Source organism: Kocuria palustris (assembly GCF_007666205.1).
GTDB classification, from domain to species: Bacteria; Actinomycetota; Actinomycetes; order Actinomycetales; family Micrococcaceae; genus Kocuria; species Kocuria palustris_A.
On the sequence record NZ_VDOR01000010.1, the window covers coordinates 19,087 to 32,923 of the forward strand.

Annotated in this window: 11 protein-coding genes and 1 tRNA gene; 8 read left to right on the forward strand and 4 right to left on the reverse strand. The window is 71.6% G+C overall.

Annotation, left to right across the window (positions count from 1 at the left end):
- Window positions 1-81: 81 nt before the first annotated feature.
- Window positions 82-837 carry a DUF5058 family protein gene (locus tag FSY66_RS09680; RefSeq protein WP_144794366.1) on the reverse strand — a complete coding sequence of 252 codons (756 nt, stop codon included), beginning with the start codon at window positions 835-837 and terminating at the stop codon, window positions 82-84.
- Window positions 838-964: 127 nt separating this feature from the next.
- Here FSY66_RS09680 and FSY66_RS09685 point away from each other — a divergent pair, with 127 nt between their 5' ends.
- The 4 genes from FSY66_RS09685 (at window position 965) to FSY66_RS09700 (ending at window position 3,774) form a co-directional block, all read left to right on the forward strand.
- Entirely contained in the window at window positions 965-1,984 is a 1,020-nt protein-coding gene (locus tag FSY66_RS09685) for an Lrp/AsnC family transcriptional regulator (protein WP_144794369.1), read from the forward strand.
- Between the two features lie 94 nt (window positions 1,985-2,078).
- Entirely contained in the window at window positions 2,079-2,504 is a 426-nt protein-coding gene (locus tag FSY66_RS09690) for a VOC family protein (protein ID WP_144794371.1), read from the forward strand.
- A gap of 158 nt (window positions 2,505-2,662) precedes the next feature.
- Window positions 2,663-3,241, forward strand: a complete 579-nt coding sequence (locus tag FSY66_RS09695) for a DUF805 domain-containing protein (RefSeq protein WP_260853632.1) — start codon at window positions 2,663-2,665, stop codon at window positions 3,239-3,241.
- Window positions 3,242-3,243: 2 nt separating this feature from the next.
- The gene (locus FSY66_RS09700; RefSeq protein WP_186304537.1) at window positions 3,244-3,774 is read left to right on the forward strand and encodes a DUF805 domain-containing protein; all 531 of its coding nucleotides are present in this window, start codon (window positions 3,244-3,246) and stop codon (window positions 3,772-3,774) included.
- A gap of 119 nt (window positions 3,775-3,893) precedes the next feature.
- Here the strand turns inward: FSY66_RS09700 and FSY66_RS09705 are convergent, their stop codons facing one another.
- Window positions 3,894-5,396, reverse strand: coding sequence for a peptide MFS transporter (locus FSY66_RS09705; protein ID WP_144794378.1), 1,503 nt, complete (start codon window positions 5,394-5,396; stop codon window positions 3,894-3,896).
- On the opposite strand from FSY66_RS09705, the gene FSY66_RS09710 reads away from it, so the two are divergent.
- From FSY66_RS09710 to FSY66_RS09720, 3 genes are all read left to right on the forward strand, one after another.
- On the forward strand, window positions 5,356-7,635 hold the full coding sequence (locus tag FSY66_RS09710; protein ID WP_144794380.1) for an acyltransferase family protein: 2,280 nt from the start codon (window positions 5,356-5,358) through the stop codon (window positions 7,633-7,635). The two genes, FSY66_RS09705 and FSY66_RS09710, sit on opposite strands and share 41 nt — an antisense overlap.
- 435 nt (window positions 7,636-8,070) lie before the next feature.
- Window positions 8,071-10,227, forward strand: coding sequence for a RecQ family ATP-dependent DNA helicase (locus FSY66_RS09715; RefSeq protein ID WP_144794382.1), 2,157 nt, complete (start codon window positions 8,071-8,073; stop codon window positions 10,225-10,227).
- An 88-nt stretch (window positions 10,228-10,315) separates the two neighbouring features.
- Window positions 10,316-10,404: transfer RNA gene (locus FSY66_RS09720), tRNA-Ser, on the forward strand.
- An 84-nt stretch (window positions 10,405-10,488) separates the two neighbouring features.
- On the opposite strand, the gene FSY66_RS09725 is transcribed toward FSY66_RS09720, so the two are convergent.
- Window positions 10,489-10,983, reverse strand: a complete 495-nt coding sequence (locus FSY66_RS09725) for a DoxX family protein (protein WP_144794384.1) — start codon at window positions 10,981-10,983, stop codon at window positions 10,489-10,491.
- A 193-nt stretch (window positions 10,984-11,176) separates the two neighbouring features.
- Between FSY66_RS09725 and FSY66_RS09730 the strand changes: the two genes are divergently transcribed.
- Window positions 11,177-12,229 carry a cation diffusion facilitator family transporter gene (locus FSY66_RS09730; protein ID WP_144794386.1) on the forward strand — a complete coding sequence of 351 codons (1,053 nt, stop codon included), beginning with the start codon at window positions 11,177-11,179 and terminating at the stop codon, window positions 12,227-12,229.
- A gap of 55 nt (window positions 12,230-12,284) precedes the next feature.
- Here the strand turns inward: FSY66_RS09730 and FSY66_RS09735 are convergent, their stop codons facing one another.
- Window positions 12,285-13,730: a purine-cytosine permease family protein gene (locus tag FSY66_RS09735; RefSeq protein ID WP_144794471.1), complete on the reverse strand. Its 1,446-nt coding sequence runs from the start codon at window positions 13,728-13,730 to the stop codon at window positions 12,285-12,287.
- Between the last annotated feature and the right edge of the window lie 107 nt (window positions 13,731-13,837).

Below are 13,837 nucleotides of genomic sequence, written 5' to 3' on the forward strand. Positions count from 1 at the left end.
GGGCCGACGGCCCATGCCGCGGCGTCCGGAGATCAGGTGGTGGAGAGGCGACGGCCGTTCTGCCGGGCCGTCGCGGCGGTCTCAGGCCAGGGGGAGGCCCATGCCCGCGGAGGACGCCAGGTAGGCGGCGACGAGGCCCACGAGGATCGCGATGCCGAGGCCCCATTCCCGGATCCACGTCCGATGCAGCGCCGAGGACAGGGCGAGCATGAGGCCCATGGCCGCGGCCGAGGACAGCAGCGCGATGACGTGCACGGAGCTCTTGGGGACCTCCGCCATGCCGAGGGAGATGAAGGCGGCCAGCAGAGCCGCGGCCGGGATGACGGTCATGATGGCCGGATTGACCTTGGCCAGCTTGTGCTCGCCCCGCTTGAGCAGCGGCGTGAGGATCAGGGTGGCCAGCATCCACATGGCCCCGCCCAGCGACATCGCGAAGAAGACGATCGCGTAGACCTGCTGCGTGTAGTCCGGGCCGCCCAGCTGGGAGCCCGCGGACGTCGCGGCGAGGTTCGCCGCCCCCGTCTCGAAGGACACCGAGCCGATCAGGCCGATGCGCACGAGCGTGGCGGGGGTGCCGAACAGCGCCAGCAGCGCCACGGCCACCATGGCCACCGCCAGCGACGGGCCGATGGCCCCGATCGCGCCGGTGCGGAAGGAGACGGTCAGCTCGTCCTGCGTGATGCCGGCGGCATCCGCGGCCCGGCGGGCGGCCTTCATGTAGATGACCGACTGGATGATGATCACGACGAAGACGCCGAGGGCGCACAGCCACAGCAGCGGCATGTTCGCGATGGCGAGGACGTCGGTCGAGCTGCCGTCCTGGGAGATCATGGGCATGACTGCCTCCGGAGGTGGTGCGATGCCCCGAGCGGGGCCGATGCGATCTGGCCCATTCTTGGGTGACCTGCGTCACTGTCAGGAGGATCGTGGAGAAGCGATCACCAGATGCTGCAGAATCGCAGTCGTGATCACCGACGAGGACGTCCTGGCCGAATCCGATCAGGAGCTCATCGAGGCTCTGCAGATCGGGCCGCGGCTGAGCTGGACGGTGCTCGGCCAGGTCCTGGAGCGCCATCCCGCCTCGCTCGCCGCGCGCTGGGAGCGGCTCACGGGGCAGGGCCTCGCCTGGGTCTCGGCGCACCCGGTGGGGCGCCCCGGCAGCATGACGCTGTCCTTCCACGACGTCGTGTGCGACCCGTCCCGCCGCGAGGAGGCCGCCGAGGCCCTCATGCGCATCCCGGACGTCTTCAGCGTCGAGCGCTGCCATCGCGGCCGGGACATGATGCTGACGGTCATCACGCCGTCGCTGTCCTGGCTGACGGAGCGGGTCTACCCGCAGTTCGACCGCGTCCCGGGGATGCAGCGCTATGAGTCGTCGTTCTGCACCCGCCTGCACCACATCGCGGCCGACTGGCGGCTGGGCGTCCTGGACGGCGACCAGCGCAGACGACTGCGCGAGGCCGCGGTGGAGCGGACCTCGCCCGCCGGGCCGCTGCCGAGCCACTTCGCCCCGATCCTGCGCGAGCTGGCGCGCGACGGCCGGGTCAGTGCGGCCCGGATCGCCGAAGCCGTCGACCTCCATCCCGCCACCGCGCGGCGTCAGCTGCGCCGGGTCCTGGGCAGCGGGGCGGTGACGATCCGCTGCGAGACGTCCCATCGGGCGGCCGGCTTCCCGATCGTGTGCCAGTGGTTCTGCCGCCTTCCCGCGGCGGAGCACGAGGAAGCGGCCGCCGTCCTGCGCTCACTGAGCACCCTGAGGCTGTGCACCTCCCTGACCGGGCCGGCGAACTTCGGGTTCATGATGTGGCTGCGCTCCCCGGCCGACATCATGACGGTCGAGCAGCGGATCGGAGCGCGGATACCGCGTCTGGACGTCCTCGAGTCGGTCGTCATCACCGAGATCCCCAAGCGGGTCGGGCGCCTCCTCCAGCCCGACGGCCGTGCCACGGATCGGATCGTGGCCCCCGGGGAGGCGTGGGGCTGACGGGCTGGGCGGCGGTCCCCCGGCGCGACATACTGCACGCGAGCGGATCGACGGCCGTCGTCGATCCCCGCCCCTTTCCGTCCAGGAGGACGCCATGACCGCTGCCCTGCATCCGTACCTGAACTTCCGCGGCAACGCGCGGGAGGCCTTCGAGTTCTACGGCGAGGCGCTCGGAGGGACACCCCGCTTCGCGACGTTCGCCGACTTCGGCGCGGTCCCGGCGGAGAGCGAGCACGCGGACAGGATCATGCACGGGGCCCTCGAGGTCGACGGCCTGATCCGCCTGTACGTCTCGGACTTCATCGAGGGCATGGCCCCGGGGGAGCTCGTCCACGGCAACGACGTCACCCTGGCGCTGATGGGCGAGGCCGACGACGAGCAGCGCCTGACCCGCATCTTCGAGGCCCTGTCCGAGGGTGGCGAGGTCTCCATGCCGCTGGGCAAGCAGGTGTGGGGCGGCATCTACGGCGCCGTGACGGATCGCTTCGGCATCCTCTGGCAGGTCAACATCGGCGGCTGACGCCCCGGCCCTCCGCCGCCGCGATCGTCTCACAGGCACATCTCGATCCGATCACGATCGCGGCGGCGGCGCCGTCCGACGGTGGGGCCTGCGCCGAGGACCTGCTTTCGTGGGTGCCTGAATACTTTCGTGCATCGAAGAGGAGGGGCGCCGTGAGCATGTCCGATCCCCGGACCGTCGGGACCCAGCCGCCCGAGCGGGTGAATCTGCTGGGCGCGGTGAAAAGCTTCTACACGCGCTTCGCCCGGTTCTCCGGACGCGCCTCGCGCTCCGAGTACTGGTGGATGGCGCTGGCCTACCTGCTGGTGTCCACCGCCTTCGGCCTGCTCATGGGCGCGTTCGACGGCGGCGTGGTGGGCGGCATCGACGATCAGGATCCCGCCCGGCTGAGCCCGGCGGGCAACGTCGTGCTGGTGATCGCGCAGATCGTGGCGCTGGTCCACGTCATCCCGGGCCTCTCGCTCACGGGGCGCCGTCTGCACGATTCCGACCACAGCGGCTGGTGGTCCCTGCTGTACCTGACCCCGCTGGTGGCCCTCGCGCTCGGCGTCACGATGGGCATGCTCTTCGCGGGCGGGGTCTCCGCCGGACCGTCCCTGATCGTGGGCATCCTGGCCGTGATGATCGTCCTGGCGGGCCCGATCTGCCTGTTCATCCTGACCCTCATGCCCTCGAACGCGCGCGGCGCGCGCTTCGACCGTGCGCCCCGCGCGGTGCCCGAGCCGGTGAGGAGCTGACCGTGTCGGCCACACAGCCGGTGCAGAGCCGGACCCCGTCGTCCGCCGGCGGCGACGAGCCCCCGGAGTCCGTGGGGCCCTTCCGGGCGATCCGGAACTTCTATGCCCGCTTCGCCCGGATCACCGGTCGGGCCTCGCCCACCGAGTTCTGGTGGATCGTGCTGTGGGGGATGCTGGCCTCGGCTGCCGCGGTGGTGCTCGTGTGGGCCTTCGGCGGCGGCGAGCTGGTGCGCCTGAGGGACCAGGATCCCGTCTCGCTCAACGGGTTCGGGCGCGGATTCGTCGGGGTGTGGGGCCTGGTCTGCCTGGGCCACGTGATCCCGTGGCTGACGCTGTGCGTGCGCCGGCTGCACGACGTGAACCGCAGCGGGCTGTGGCTGCTGGCCGGGTTCATCCCGGTCGCCGGCTTCGTGTTCCTGCTGATCTGCTTCGTGATGCCCTCGACTCCGGAGGGCGCGAGGTTCGACCGCGGCGTCGCGCAGCGCAAGCGCGACGAGGACGAGCGGGCGCGGCTAGCGGCCGGCTTCGACTGAGCGCGCAGCCGGCACCGGGCTGACGAGGGCGCCGGCGAGGGCGCTGATGACATCGCTGACGACGGCGGGGCCGGTGCACTGTGCGCCGACCCCGCCGTCGTCGTGCGGATGAGGTGACGTCAGCGCACCCCGCGCATGCCGCGGGTGATCCTGCGGGACAGCGCCAGGGTGATCAGGCCGATGCCGATGGTGATAGCGCCCAGCGTGCCGAAGTACGCGGCCTCGCCATCGGCGCTGTAGAACCGGGCCAGCGATCCGGACAGCGCGGTGCCCAGCGCGACGGCCAGGTAGTACAGCGAGACCATCAGCACCGGCATGGCCCGGGGCGAGAGCTTGGTGGACAGCGACAGCCCGACCGGGGAGACCATCAGCTCGCCCATCGTGGCCACGAGCATGATCAGGGCGATCCACCACACGGAGACGGAGACCACCGAGACCTGGGTCAGGAAGATCAGGAAGGCCGAGCCCATGAGGATCAGGCCGATGCCGAACTTGATGGCCGTCACCGGCTGCCGCTTGCCCAGGGTGGTCCACAGGTAGGCGAAGACCGGGGCGAGCAGGATGATGAAGGCCGGGTTGAAGGACTGGACCCACGGGACCGGGACCTGCCAGCCGAACACGTCGAGATCCAGCCGGGTGTCGGCGTAGACCGTGATGACGGTGAACTGCTGCTGGAACAGCGCGAAGAACGCCGCGGTGCCGATGAACAGCGGGATGAAGGCGAGCACTCGGGAGTGCTCGTCGGCGTCGAGCTTGGAGCTGCCCAGCATCAGCGCGAACAGGGCGATCGCGGCGATCACGCAGACGCCCACGACCACGTTGGAGAGGTTGGCGGCGGTGAGCAGCCCGGTCGCGACCGCGATCACGATGATCGCGATCGCGGCCACGACGATCGCGATCCACTTGGGATAGGCCGAGCGCGGCAGCGGGTCCGGGACCACGTGGACGCTGCTCGGCATGCTGCGCCGGTTCCAGGCGTAGACGGCCAGGCCCAGGGCCATCCCGATCGCGGCCAGGCCGAAGCCGAGGTGGAAGCCCCATTCGCGCTGGACCCAGCCGGTGAGCAGCGGTCCGAGCAGCCCGCCGATGTTGATCGACATGTAGAAGATGGAGAAGCCGCCGTCGCGGCGGGTGTCCTCGCGGGTGTAGAGCGAGCCGACCAGGTTGGTGATGTTGGCCTTGAGCCCGCCGGAGCCGACCGCGATGAGGATCAGGCCGATCCCCAGCCCCACGACGCCCGGGACCAGCGCCAGGGCGATGTGCCCGGCCATGATCAGGATGCCGCTGAGGAACATCGCCCGTTCCGAGCCGGTCAGGTGATCGGCCACCCAGCCGCCCAGGATGGCGCACAGGTAGACCGTGCCGCCGTAGGCGCCCACGATGCCCGTGGCCACGGCGGCGTCGATGCCCAGGCCGCCGTCGGAGACCTGCCAGTACATGTAGAGCAGGACGATGCCCTGCATGCCGTAGAAGGAGAAGCGCTCCCACAGCTCGACCGAGAACAGCGGGGCGAGCAGGCGGGGGTGGCCGAAGAAGCCGCGGTCGTCGTTCGCGGGCGGTGCGGGATCGACAGAGGCGGCCGTGGCCCCGGAGTCCGGGGAGGGCGGTGGGGAAGAGGTCATTCCAGCACTCTGCACCCGGATCCATGCCCGGCCGTGCATCTTTCGAGCTGCCCCGATAGCGTGTCGTGGGACGACGGCAGCCCAGAGGTGTTGCACGCAAACATTCGCATGTGTAAACTCAGGGTCCGTCGCCGCACCCGAGACCGCCCAGGGGATCCCCATCACTGCGACCGCCCTCGGCACCGCGCCCTCCCACTCCTCGACCGCCCCCGCCCAGGCCGGTCCTGCCCGCCGACGCCCCGAGATCCAGGGGCTGCGCGGGCTGGCCGTCGTGCTCGTCGTGGCCTTCCACCTGTGGGGCACCGGAGTCTCCGGCGGGGTCGATGTGTTCTTCGTCGTCTCGGCATATCTGCTGACGCAGTCGTTCGCGCGCAAGGTCGAGAAGGGGCGGCCGCTGGCCCTGCCGCACTACTGGTCGCGGACCTTTGTGCGCCTGCTCATCCCGGTCGGCATCGTGCTGCTGGCGGTGCTCGCCGCGATCCTGGCCTTCTACCCGCAGTCGCGCTGGGATGCGCTGTGGACGCAGCTGCTCGGAGCCGCGACCTACTCCCTGAACTGGATCCTGGCAGCGGCCTCGGTGGACTACTACGCCGGCGGCGGGGCCGCCTCCAGCCCGGTCCAGCACATGTGGTCCCTGGCGGTCCAGGGGCAGGTCTTCGTGCTGTGGCCGCTGCTGATCGCCGCCGCGCTGGGGCTGTCCCGGGCGCTCGGCCTGAGCTTCCGGCGGACCGCGATCGGGGTCTTCGGCGCGGTCTTCGCCGCCTCGCTGCTCGCCTCGGTCGTGCTCACGCCGCTGGATCCCGGCCCGCTGTACTTCAACACGGGGCTGCGGCTGTGGGAGTTCGCCCTCGGCTCGCTCGCGGCGCTGATCTTCACCTCCGCGCTGCCGCGGCGGCTCTCCGTGGTCCTCGGGTGGGGCGGCGTCGCCGCGGTCGCGGCGGCCGGGTTCGCGGTGGGCGACGACGGCCTGTTCCCCGGCTGGGTGGCGCTGGTGCCCACCCTGGGGGCGGCCGCGCTGCTGATCGCCCGCGACAGCGGCGGCGACCACGGCGCTCACCGGCCGCTGTCCTGGGCTCCGCTGGTGTGGCTCGGCGACCGCTCGTACGGCATCTACCTGTGGCACTGGCCCATCATGATCACCTGCCTGCTGCTCACGGGCGAGAGCACGATGTCCCTGGGCGCGGGGCTGCTGATCTTCGGGGTCTCGATCGCGCTGTCGCTGGTGACGGAGAAGGTCGTGGGGCTCATCACCGCCCCGCGCACGCAGCGCTCACGGGCCTCGACGCGGCGGGAGCTCGTGCGGCTCGTGGCCGTCGTCGCGGCCGTCGCGGTGCCCGTCAGCGCGGCTCAGGCGTGGACCCTCTCCCAGTCGGGGCTGCGGGAGTCGTACGAGGTGACGCCGGAGAACTACCCGGGGGCGGTGGCCGCCGTCGACGGGTACGACGACTCGGATCTGCCCGACCTCCACCCGATCCCCACCTGGGCCGAGGTCGACGACGAATGGGGCGATCCCGGAGGGCAGGCCTGCGAGCAGCGTCCGGAGGGATTCGACGAGCTGGCCGAGTGCTATGTCCACGATCCGGCCGCCGAGCAGGGCGGGGAGGCCGAGCGCACGGTCGTGCTGCTCGGCGACTCCCATGCCAAGCAGCTCGCCGAGCCGCTCAAGGCCGTCGCCGAGCGCAACGACTGGCGGCTGATCACCTTCGTCTACCCCGCCTGCCGCTACTCGGGCGACACCGACGACGCCACCGCGGAGTGCAATGCCTTCAATCGGGCCGCCGAGCAGGCGACGCTCGAGCTGGACCCGGATGCCGTCATCGCCCAGGGCACCCGCTCGCAGATGCCGGATCAGGACGAGCGCGAGATCCTGGTGCCGAACTGGGCCGAGGGCGTGGCCGGCTTCCAGGAGCAGGGCATCCCGGTGATCAGCGTGCGCGACAACCCCCGCTGGGAGCGCGACATGTTCGAGTGCGTGGACCTCTACGGCGAGGACAGCCACCTGTGCAGCGCTCCGGCCGAGGAGGCGCTGGGCGGCCAGCAGATCGTCGAGGAGTGGGAGCAGACGCATCCCGACGTGCCCCTCGTGGACTTCACGGACCTCTACTGCCCCGACGGGGTCTGCCGCCCCAAGGTCGGCAACATCATGGTCTACCGGGACCTGGACCACGTGACCGGGACCTTCGGCCGCAGCATGGCGCCCATGGTCGAGGAGCGGGTCGTCGACGCCCTGCAGTGGTGAGCCCCGTGCCGTCCTCCCGCATCGGCCTGTCATCACTTGATCCGACAAGGCAGATGGCCGCCTCTTGCCCGAGTGCCTTCTGACCAGGGATGATGCAGCCCGCTCGAGAGGTGAAGATTCATGTGAAGTCGACGTGCTTCGCGGCTCATTTCCCAGACGGGAGCGAAGCGAGGACCATGGTTGCCGGGATCCGAGAGCGCGGGAGCCTTCAGTCCGTCTGCGAGCTCCGGCCATCGGGTCCGCCGGCGGGCAGCATCGGGGGGTGCGCGCGCCGGCAGAGTCCACGGGCAGAGACCCTGTCGGGAGTCTGCCGATGGGCTCTGGGCCGGGTCCGGTCGGGGGGCCGGACCCGGCCCTTCTGCCGCCCCCGCTCCTCCTGACGGGCGGTGCCTGCGGTCTCCTTGTGCTGTCGGAGCCGCACGCGAGACTTCTGTCATGGCTCAGGACTCTCCTTCAGCAGCCCTCGAATCCGAGGCCCTCGACCTGCTGCGCGCCCTCACGGGCCGTCCGGACGCGGTCTTCCACCCCGGCCAGTTCGAGGCCATCTCCGCGCTCGTGGCCGACGGCCGCCGCGCCCTCGTGGTCCAGCGCACGGGCTGGGGCAAGTCGGCCGTCTACTTCATCGCCTCCCTGCTGCTGCGGGCCCGCGGGGCCGGTCCCACGCTGATCGTCTCGCCGCTGCTGGCGCTCATGCGGGACCAGGTCTCCGCCGCCGAGCGGGCCGGGGTGCGCGCCGCGTCGATCAGCTCGGCCAACGCCACGGAGTGGGGCGAGATCCTGGACCGGCTCGGGCGGGACGAGATCGACGTCCTGCTGGTGTCCCCGGAGCGCCTCAACAACGCGCGCTTCCGTCAGGAGCAGCTGCCGGATCTCATCCGCCGCATGGGGCTGCTCGTGGTGGACGAGGCCCATTGCATCTCGGACTGGGGCCATGACTTCCGCCCCGACTACCGGCGGATCAGGGATCTGATCGCGCAGCTGCCGGGCACCGTCCCCGTGCTGGCCACCACCGCGACCGCCAACGAGCGCGTGGTCCACGACGTGGAGGAGCAGCTCGGCGTGGGGATCGTCGACGACCGCAGGGACCCCGTCCTCACCCTGCGCGGCCCGCTGGCCCGCGACTCCCTGCGCCTGGGGGTCCTGCGGGTGCCGTCGAACACCGTCCGCCTGGCGTGGCTGCTCGAGCATCTGGCGGACATGGCGGGCTCGGGCATCATCTACACCCTCACCATCGGCGCCGCGGAGGACACCGCACAGGCGCTGCGCGATGCCGGGCACGACGTCCGCCCCTACACCGGGCGCACCGACCCCGGCGAGCGCGAGCAGCTCGAGCAGGCGCTCAAGGACAACCGGGTCAAGGCGCTCGTGGCCACCTCCGCGCTGGGCATGGGCTTCGACAAGCCCGATCTGGGCTTCGTGATCCACCTGGGAGCGCCCTCGTCCCCGGTCGCCTACTACCAGCAGGTGGGCCGCGCCGGGCGCGCCACGGACAATGCGGACGTCCTGCTCCTGCCCGGCAGCGAGGACCGGGAGATCTGGGAGTACTTCGCCACTGCCTCCATGCCCACCGAGGCCAAGGCCGAGGCCGTGCTCACCGCCCTGGCCGAGCACGGCGGACCGCTGGGCCCGGGGGCGCTGGAGGCGCGGGTGGACATCAAGCGCACCGCCCTCACGCTGCTGCTCAAGGTCCTGGCCGTGGACGGGGCGGTCGAGCAGGTGCAGGGAGGCTGGCAGAGCACCGGGCGGCCATGGCACTACGATGCCGAGCGCTACGACCGCATCCGCCGGGCGCGGGTCGACGAGCAGAACGCCATGCTCGACTACGAGAACAGCTCTCGCTGCCGCATGCAGCTGCTGATCGAGCAGCTCGACGACCCCCACGCGCAGCCCTGCGGGCGCTGCGACAACTGCGCCGGGCCGTGGTACTCGGACCGGGTCAGCAGGGACTCCTCCCAGGCGGCCTCCTCGTCGCTCGAGAAGGTCGGGGTCATGATCGAACCGCGAGCGCAGTGGCCCACGGGCATGGACCGGCTCGGCGTCCCGGTCAAGGGCCGGATCCCGGAGGACGAGCGCGCCGAGATCGGCCGGGCCGTCGCCAGGCTCACGGACCTCGGGTGGGGCAACCGCCTGCGCCAGATCTTCCAGGACGATGCCGACGGCCGGCCCATGGACCAGGAGGTCGATCCCGCGCTGGGCCGTGCCGCGATCGAGGTCCTCGCCGCCTGGGACTGGCAGCGGCGCCCGGCCGGCATCGTGGCCATGCCGTCGCTGTCGCGACCGCAGCTGGTCGCCTCGCTGGCGCAGGGGCTGTCCCAGGCGGGGCGCATGCCGCTGCTCGGGCAGCTGGGCCTGTCGCAGGGCCACCCCCGCCAGGGCACCGGCGGCAACGGCGCGTACCGGCTGGCGGCGCTGTGGGACCGGTTCACCGTGCCCCCGGAGGTCCAGGACGGCCTGGATCGGCTCAACGGCGCCCCCGTCCTGCTGATCGACGATCTCGTGGACAGCCGATGGACCCTCGCGGTCGCCGCCCGGGAGCTGCGTCGCGCCGGTGCGGGCCCGGTTCTGCCGTTCGTCCTCGCCTCGCGCGGCTGATCGTCTTTGACCCTGGCCGAGGCCGCCGACTACGATGTCAGTCGCTGTTCCATCGCCAGGGCTCCAGGTGCCTGAGCGGGATCAGCGGGGAGACGTGCCAGAGCGGCCGAATGGACTTCACTGCTAATGAAGGATCCGGGGAAACCTGGATCGCGGGTTCAAATCCCGCCGTCTCCGCCGAGAGCGCCCGATCCGCGCGCAGAACGGCCCCCGTGTCAGCACGGGGGCCGTTCTCATGTCATCTCCTCCGCCTCGAGCGGCTCAGCGGCTGGTGGCCGATGAGCCGCGCGGAGCAGCCGGGCGCTCCGTCACCGCCGTGTCCCGGAAGGCGCCCCGGAGGGCCCCGTCCATGCTGAACCGGCCCGCCCCGAAGACGGCGAGCAGCAGCAGTCCCGCCCCGATGGCCAGCACGAGCTCCACGCCGCCGTCGGCGACGAAGATGCCGTTGCCCAGGTGAGCGATGATCGCGGCGCCGATCATCACGGCCACGTTGATGAGGGCCACCAGCGGCGTCAGCGCGCCGAGGATCAGCAGGCCACCGCCGACGAGCTCGGCGGTGGCGACCAGCGCGGAGCTGAGCCCGGGCGCCGGTGCGCCCATCTGCTCGAAGCTCTCGGCCGTCCCGGCCAGCGTCCAGGACGAGAACTTCTGCCAGCCGTGGGCCATGAGGGTGATCCCGAGGGCCAGACGCGCCAGCAGCAGGGCGACATCCGTCAGCACGGGGAGCGAATTTGCGGGACGTGTCAAGTTCTGCATCTGACGAGTATCGTCGGCCGACCTGATGGTGCGGTCACCGGCACCTCGGCAGAGGCTGGACCCCCGGCGGGGGCGAGGGAGCGCTGCCGTCGGGACCCCTCCGGGCGTGCGGTGCGCGGGAGGTCGCGGAGCAGGCGCACAATGGTGGCCGCCCGCATCCTCTCCTTCCGTCACCCGAAAGAAGCGCCGCCCCATGAGCACAGCCACGTCAGCGCAGAGCGGTTCGGGAGACGACCGGGACGCGCAGCAGGGCGGCAGCTCGCTGACCGTCGTCCTGGCCTTCGCGGCGAATCTGCTCGTCGCGCTGTCCAAGACGGTCGTCGCCGCACTGACGGGCTCCGCCTCGATGGTCGCCGAATCCGCGCACTCGTGGGCCGACACGGGCAACGAGGTCTTCCTCCTGGTCGGCGAGCGGCGCTCGCGCCGTGCGCCGGATCCGACGCACCCGCTGGGCTACGGCCGCGCCGGGTACGTGTGGGCGATGTTCGCGGCGATCGGGCTGTTCGCCGTGGGCTCGGGAGTCTCGATCCTGCACGGCGTGCAGTCCCTGGGGGCCGAGGGGGAGGAGGGCGAGTACCTCTGGGCCTACCTGGTCCTGGCGATCTCGTTCGTCCTCGAGGGCACGTCGTTCCTGCAGGCCCTGCACCAGGCCCGCGCGGGTGCCCGCACCCGCCGGGTCAGCCCCCTGCGCTACGTCCGCACCACCTCGGATTCGATGCTGCGCGCGGTGTTCGCCGAGGACTCGGCCGCCCTGATCGGCCTGGTGATCGCCGGGGCCGGCATGGCGCTGCACCAGATCACCGGCGACGCCGTGTGGGATGCGGTGGGCTCCATCCTGGTGGGCGTGCTGCTGGGTGTCGTGGCGGTGTCGCTCATCCGGCGCAACGTCCAGCTGCTCACCGGCGAGGGCGGCTCTCCGCGCGGGCGCAACCGGCTGCTGGCCGTCCTGCTCGAGCACCCGGACATCGCATCCGTGAGCCTGCTGCACACGGAGTGGGTCGGTGCCGATCAGATGTTCGTCGTCGCCTCGGTGGACGTGGTCGGCGATGTCCGGGAGTCCGAGCTGCGCGCCCGGGTGCAGGCCGTCGAGGACCGGCTGGAGCAGGAGCCGGGGGTCCGGCGCGCTCTGCTGACGCTGACCCGGCCCGGGGATCGCACGCAGCTGGAGCTCGAGCCGCTGCCGGACTGGTACGAGACCGAGGATCCCGCCGCTCGAGCGGGCGACGGCGACGCTCGCCCCGCCTGAACCCTGCGTCGGCGGCGCCGCCCGCGGGCTCGAGCGGGCGGGCCTCTTCAGCCGGTCACAGCCCCCGCTCCTGGCGGCGGATGCGGCCGCGGCGCGCGATCAGGGTCACGGCGAACGACAGCACGAGCGAGACCAGGACGCCCAGGTTCGACCCCGCCCAGGTCCCCTCGGGGCCTCCCACGAGACCGAGCAGGTAGCCCTGCCAGCTGTTCCAGGGAGCCTCCTCGGCGAAGGCGTTGAGGACCAGGCCCCACCCGATCGCCGAGGCCGCGACCATGGTCAGGATCGAGATCCAGTCGATCGAGCCGTAGCGGCCGCGGGCATCGAAGAGCGCGGCCTCGTCGTAGTCGGCGCGGCGGGTGAGCACGTCGGCGATCAGGATGCCGGCCCACGAGGCCATCGGCACGCCCAGGGTGATGAGGAAGGACTGGAACGGCCCGATGAAGTCCTGGGCCGCGAAGGCGACCCACAGGGTGCCGACCGTCAGGATCACGCCGTCGACGGCGGCCGCGGCCGGGCGCGGGATGCGGATGCCCAGCGACAGCAGCGTCAGCCCCGAGGAGTAGATGCCGAGCACCGCCCCGGAGACCAGAGTGAGCACGGCGACGAGCCAGAACGGGATGAGCGCCCACAGGGGCAGCAGCGCGGCCAGGGCCCCGACGGGGTCGCCGCCGATGGCCTCGGCGAGCAGGGGGTCCGATCCGGCCAGCAGCAGGCCGAAGATCACGAGCACGATCGGGGCGGAGGCTCCGCCGATCGTGTTCCACGCGACGATGGCGCCGTCGGAGGTCGAGCGGGACTGATAGCGCGACCAGTCGGCGGCGATGTTGATCCAGCCCAGGCCGAATCCCGTCATGACCATCACGAGCGCGCCGATCATCTGCTGGGCCGAGCCGGCCGGTGCGCTGAGGACGGCCTCCCACCGGATGTGGGGGATCGTCAGCACCATGAAGACGATCGTGGCCGCGCCCGTGAGCCAGGTGAGCACCGACTGCAGCCGGATGATCGTGTGGTAGCCGAGCACCGAGGCCGTGACGATGAGCAGCGCCACGACCGCCGCGGCGATCACGGTCACGGCGCCCCCGGCTCCCCACCCCAGCGCGCTGAAGACCGTCGCCGTGGCCAGCACGGCGGTGATCGCCAGGGAGGTCTCCCAGCCGATCGAGGTCAGCCACGAGATGATCCCCGGCAGCTTCTGCCCGTGCACGCCGAAGGCCGCCCGCGACAGCACCATGGTGGGCGCACTGCCGCGCTTGCCGGCGATGGCCACGAGACCGCACAGCGCGAAGCTGATGACGATGCCGATGACCGCGACCGCGGTGGCCTGCCAGAAGGAGATCCCGTAGCCCAGCAGGTAGGAGCCGTAGGTCATCCCGAACACGGAGATGTTCGCCGCGAACCAGGGCCAGAAGAGATCCCGGGGGCGGGCGGTGCGCTCGTCCTCGGCGATGATCTCGATGCCCGTGGTCTCGAGCAGGGCCCCGGGCCGGTCGTCGTGCAGCGCGCTCGTGGGCGCCGCGGCGGGGGCCCCTGCCTGGGCCGCGGCCGGGGCCGAAGCCCAGGGCGCGGAGGAGGGCGGTGCGGTCCGGGAGGGGCCGCCGGAGGGGG

Coding starts and splice junctions, on each gene's coding strand:
- FSY66_RS09680 (WP_144794366.1), bottom strand. CDS start 837: ATGCCCATGATCTCCCAGGACGGCAGCTCGACCGACGTCCTCGCCATC.
- FSY66_RS09695 (WP_260853632.1), top strand. CDS start 2,663: ATGTCCGATCCCCGGACCGTCGGGACCCAGCCGCCCGAGCGGGTGAAT.
- FSY66_RS09725 (WP_144794384.1), bottom strand. CDS start 10,983: ATGCAGAACTTGACACGTCCCGCAAATTCGCTCCCCGTGCTGACGGAT.
- FSY66_RS09730 (WP_144794386.1), top strand. CDS start 11,177: ATGAGCACAGCCACGTCAGCGCAGAGCGGTTCGGGAGACGACCGGGAC.
- FSY66_RS09705 (WP_144794378.1), bottom strand. CDS start 5,396: ATGACCTCTTCCCCACCGCCCTCCCCGGACTCCGGGGCCACGGCCGCC.
- FSY66_RS09715 (WP_144794382.1), top strand. CDS start 8,071: ATGGCTCAGGACTCTCCTTCAGCAGCCCTCGAATCCGAGGCCCTCGAC.
- FSY66_RS09690 (WP_144794371.1), top strand. CDS start 2,079: ATGACCGCTGCCCTGCATCCGTACCTGAACTTCCGCGGCAACGCGCGG.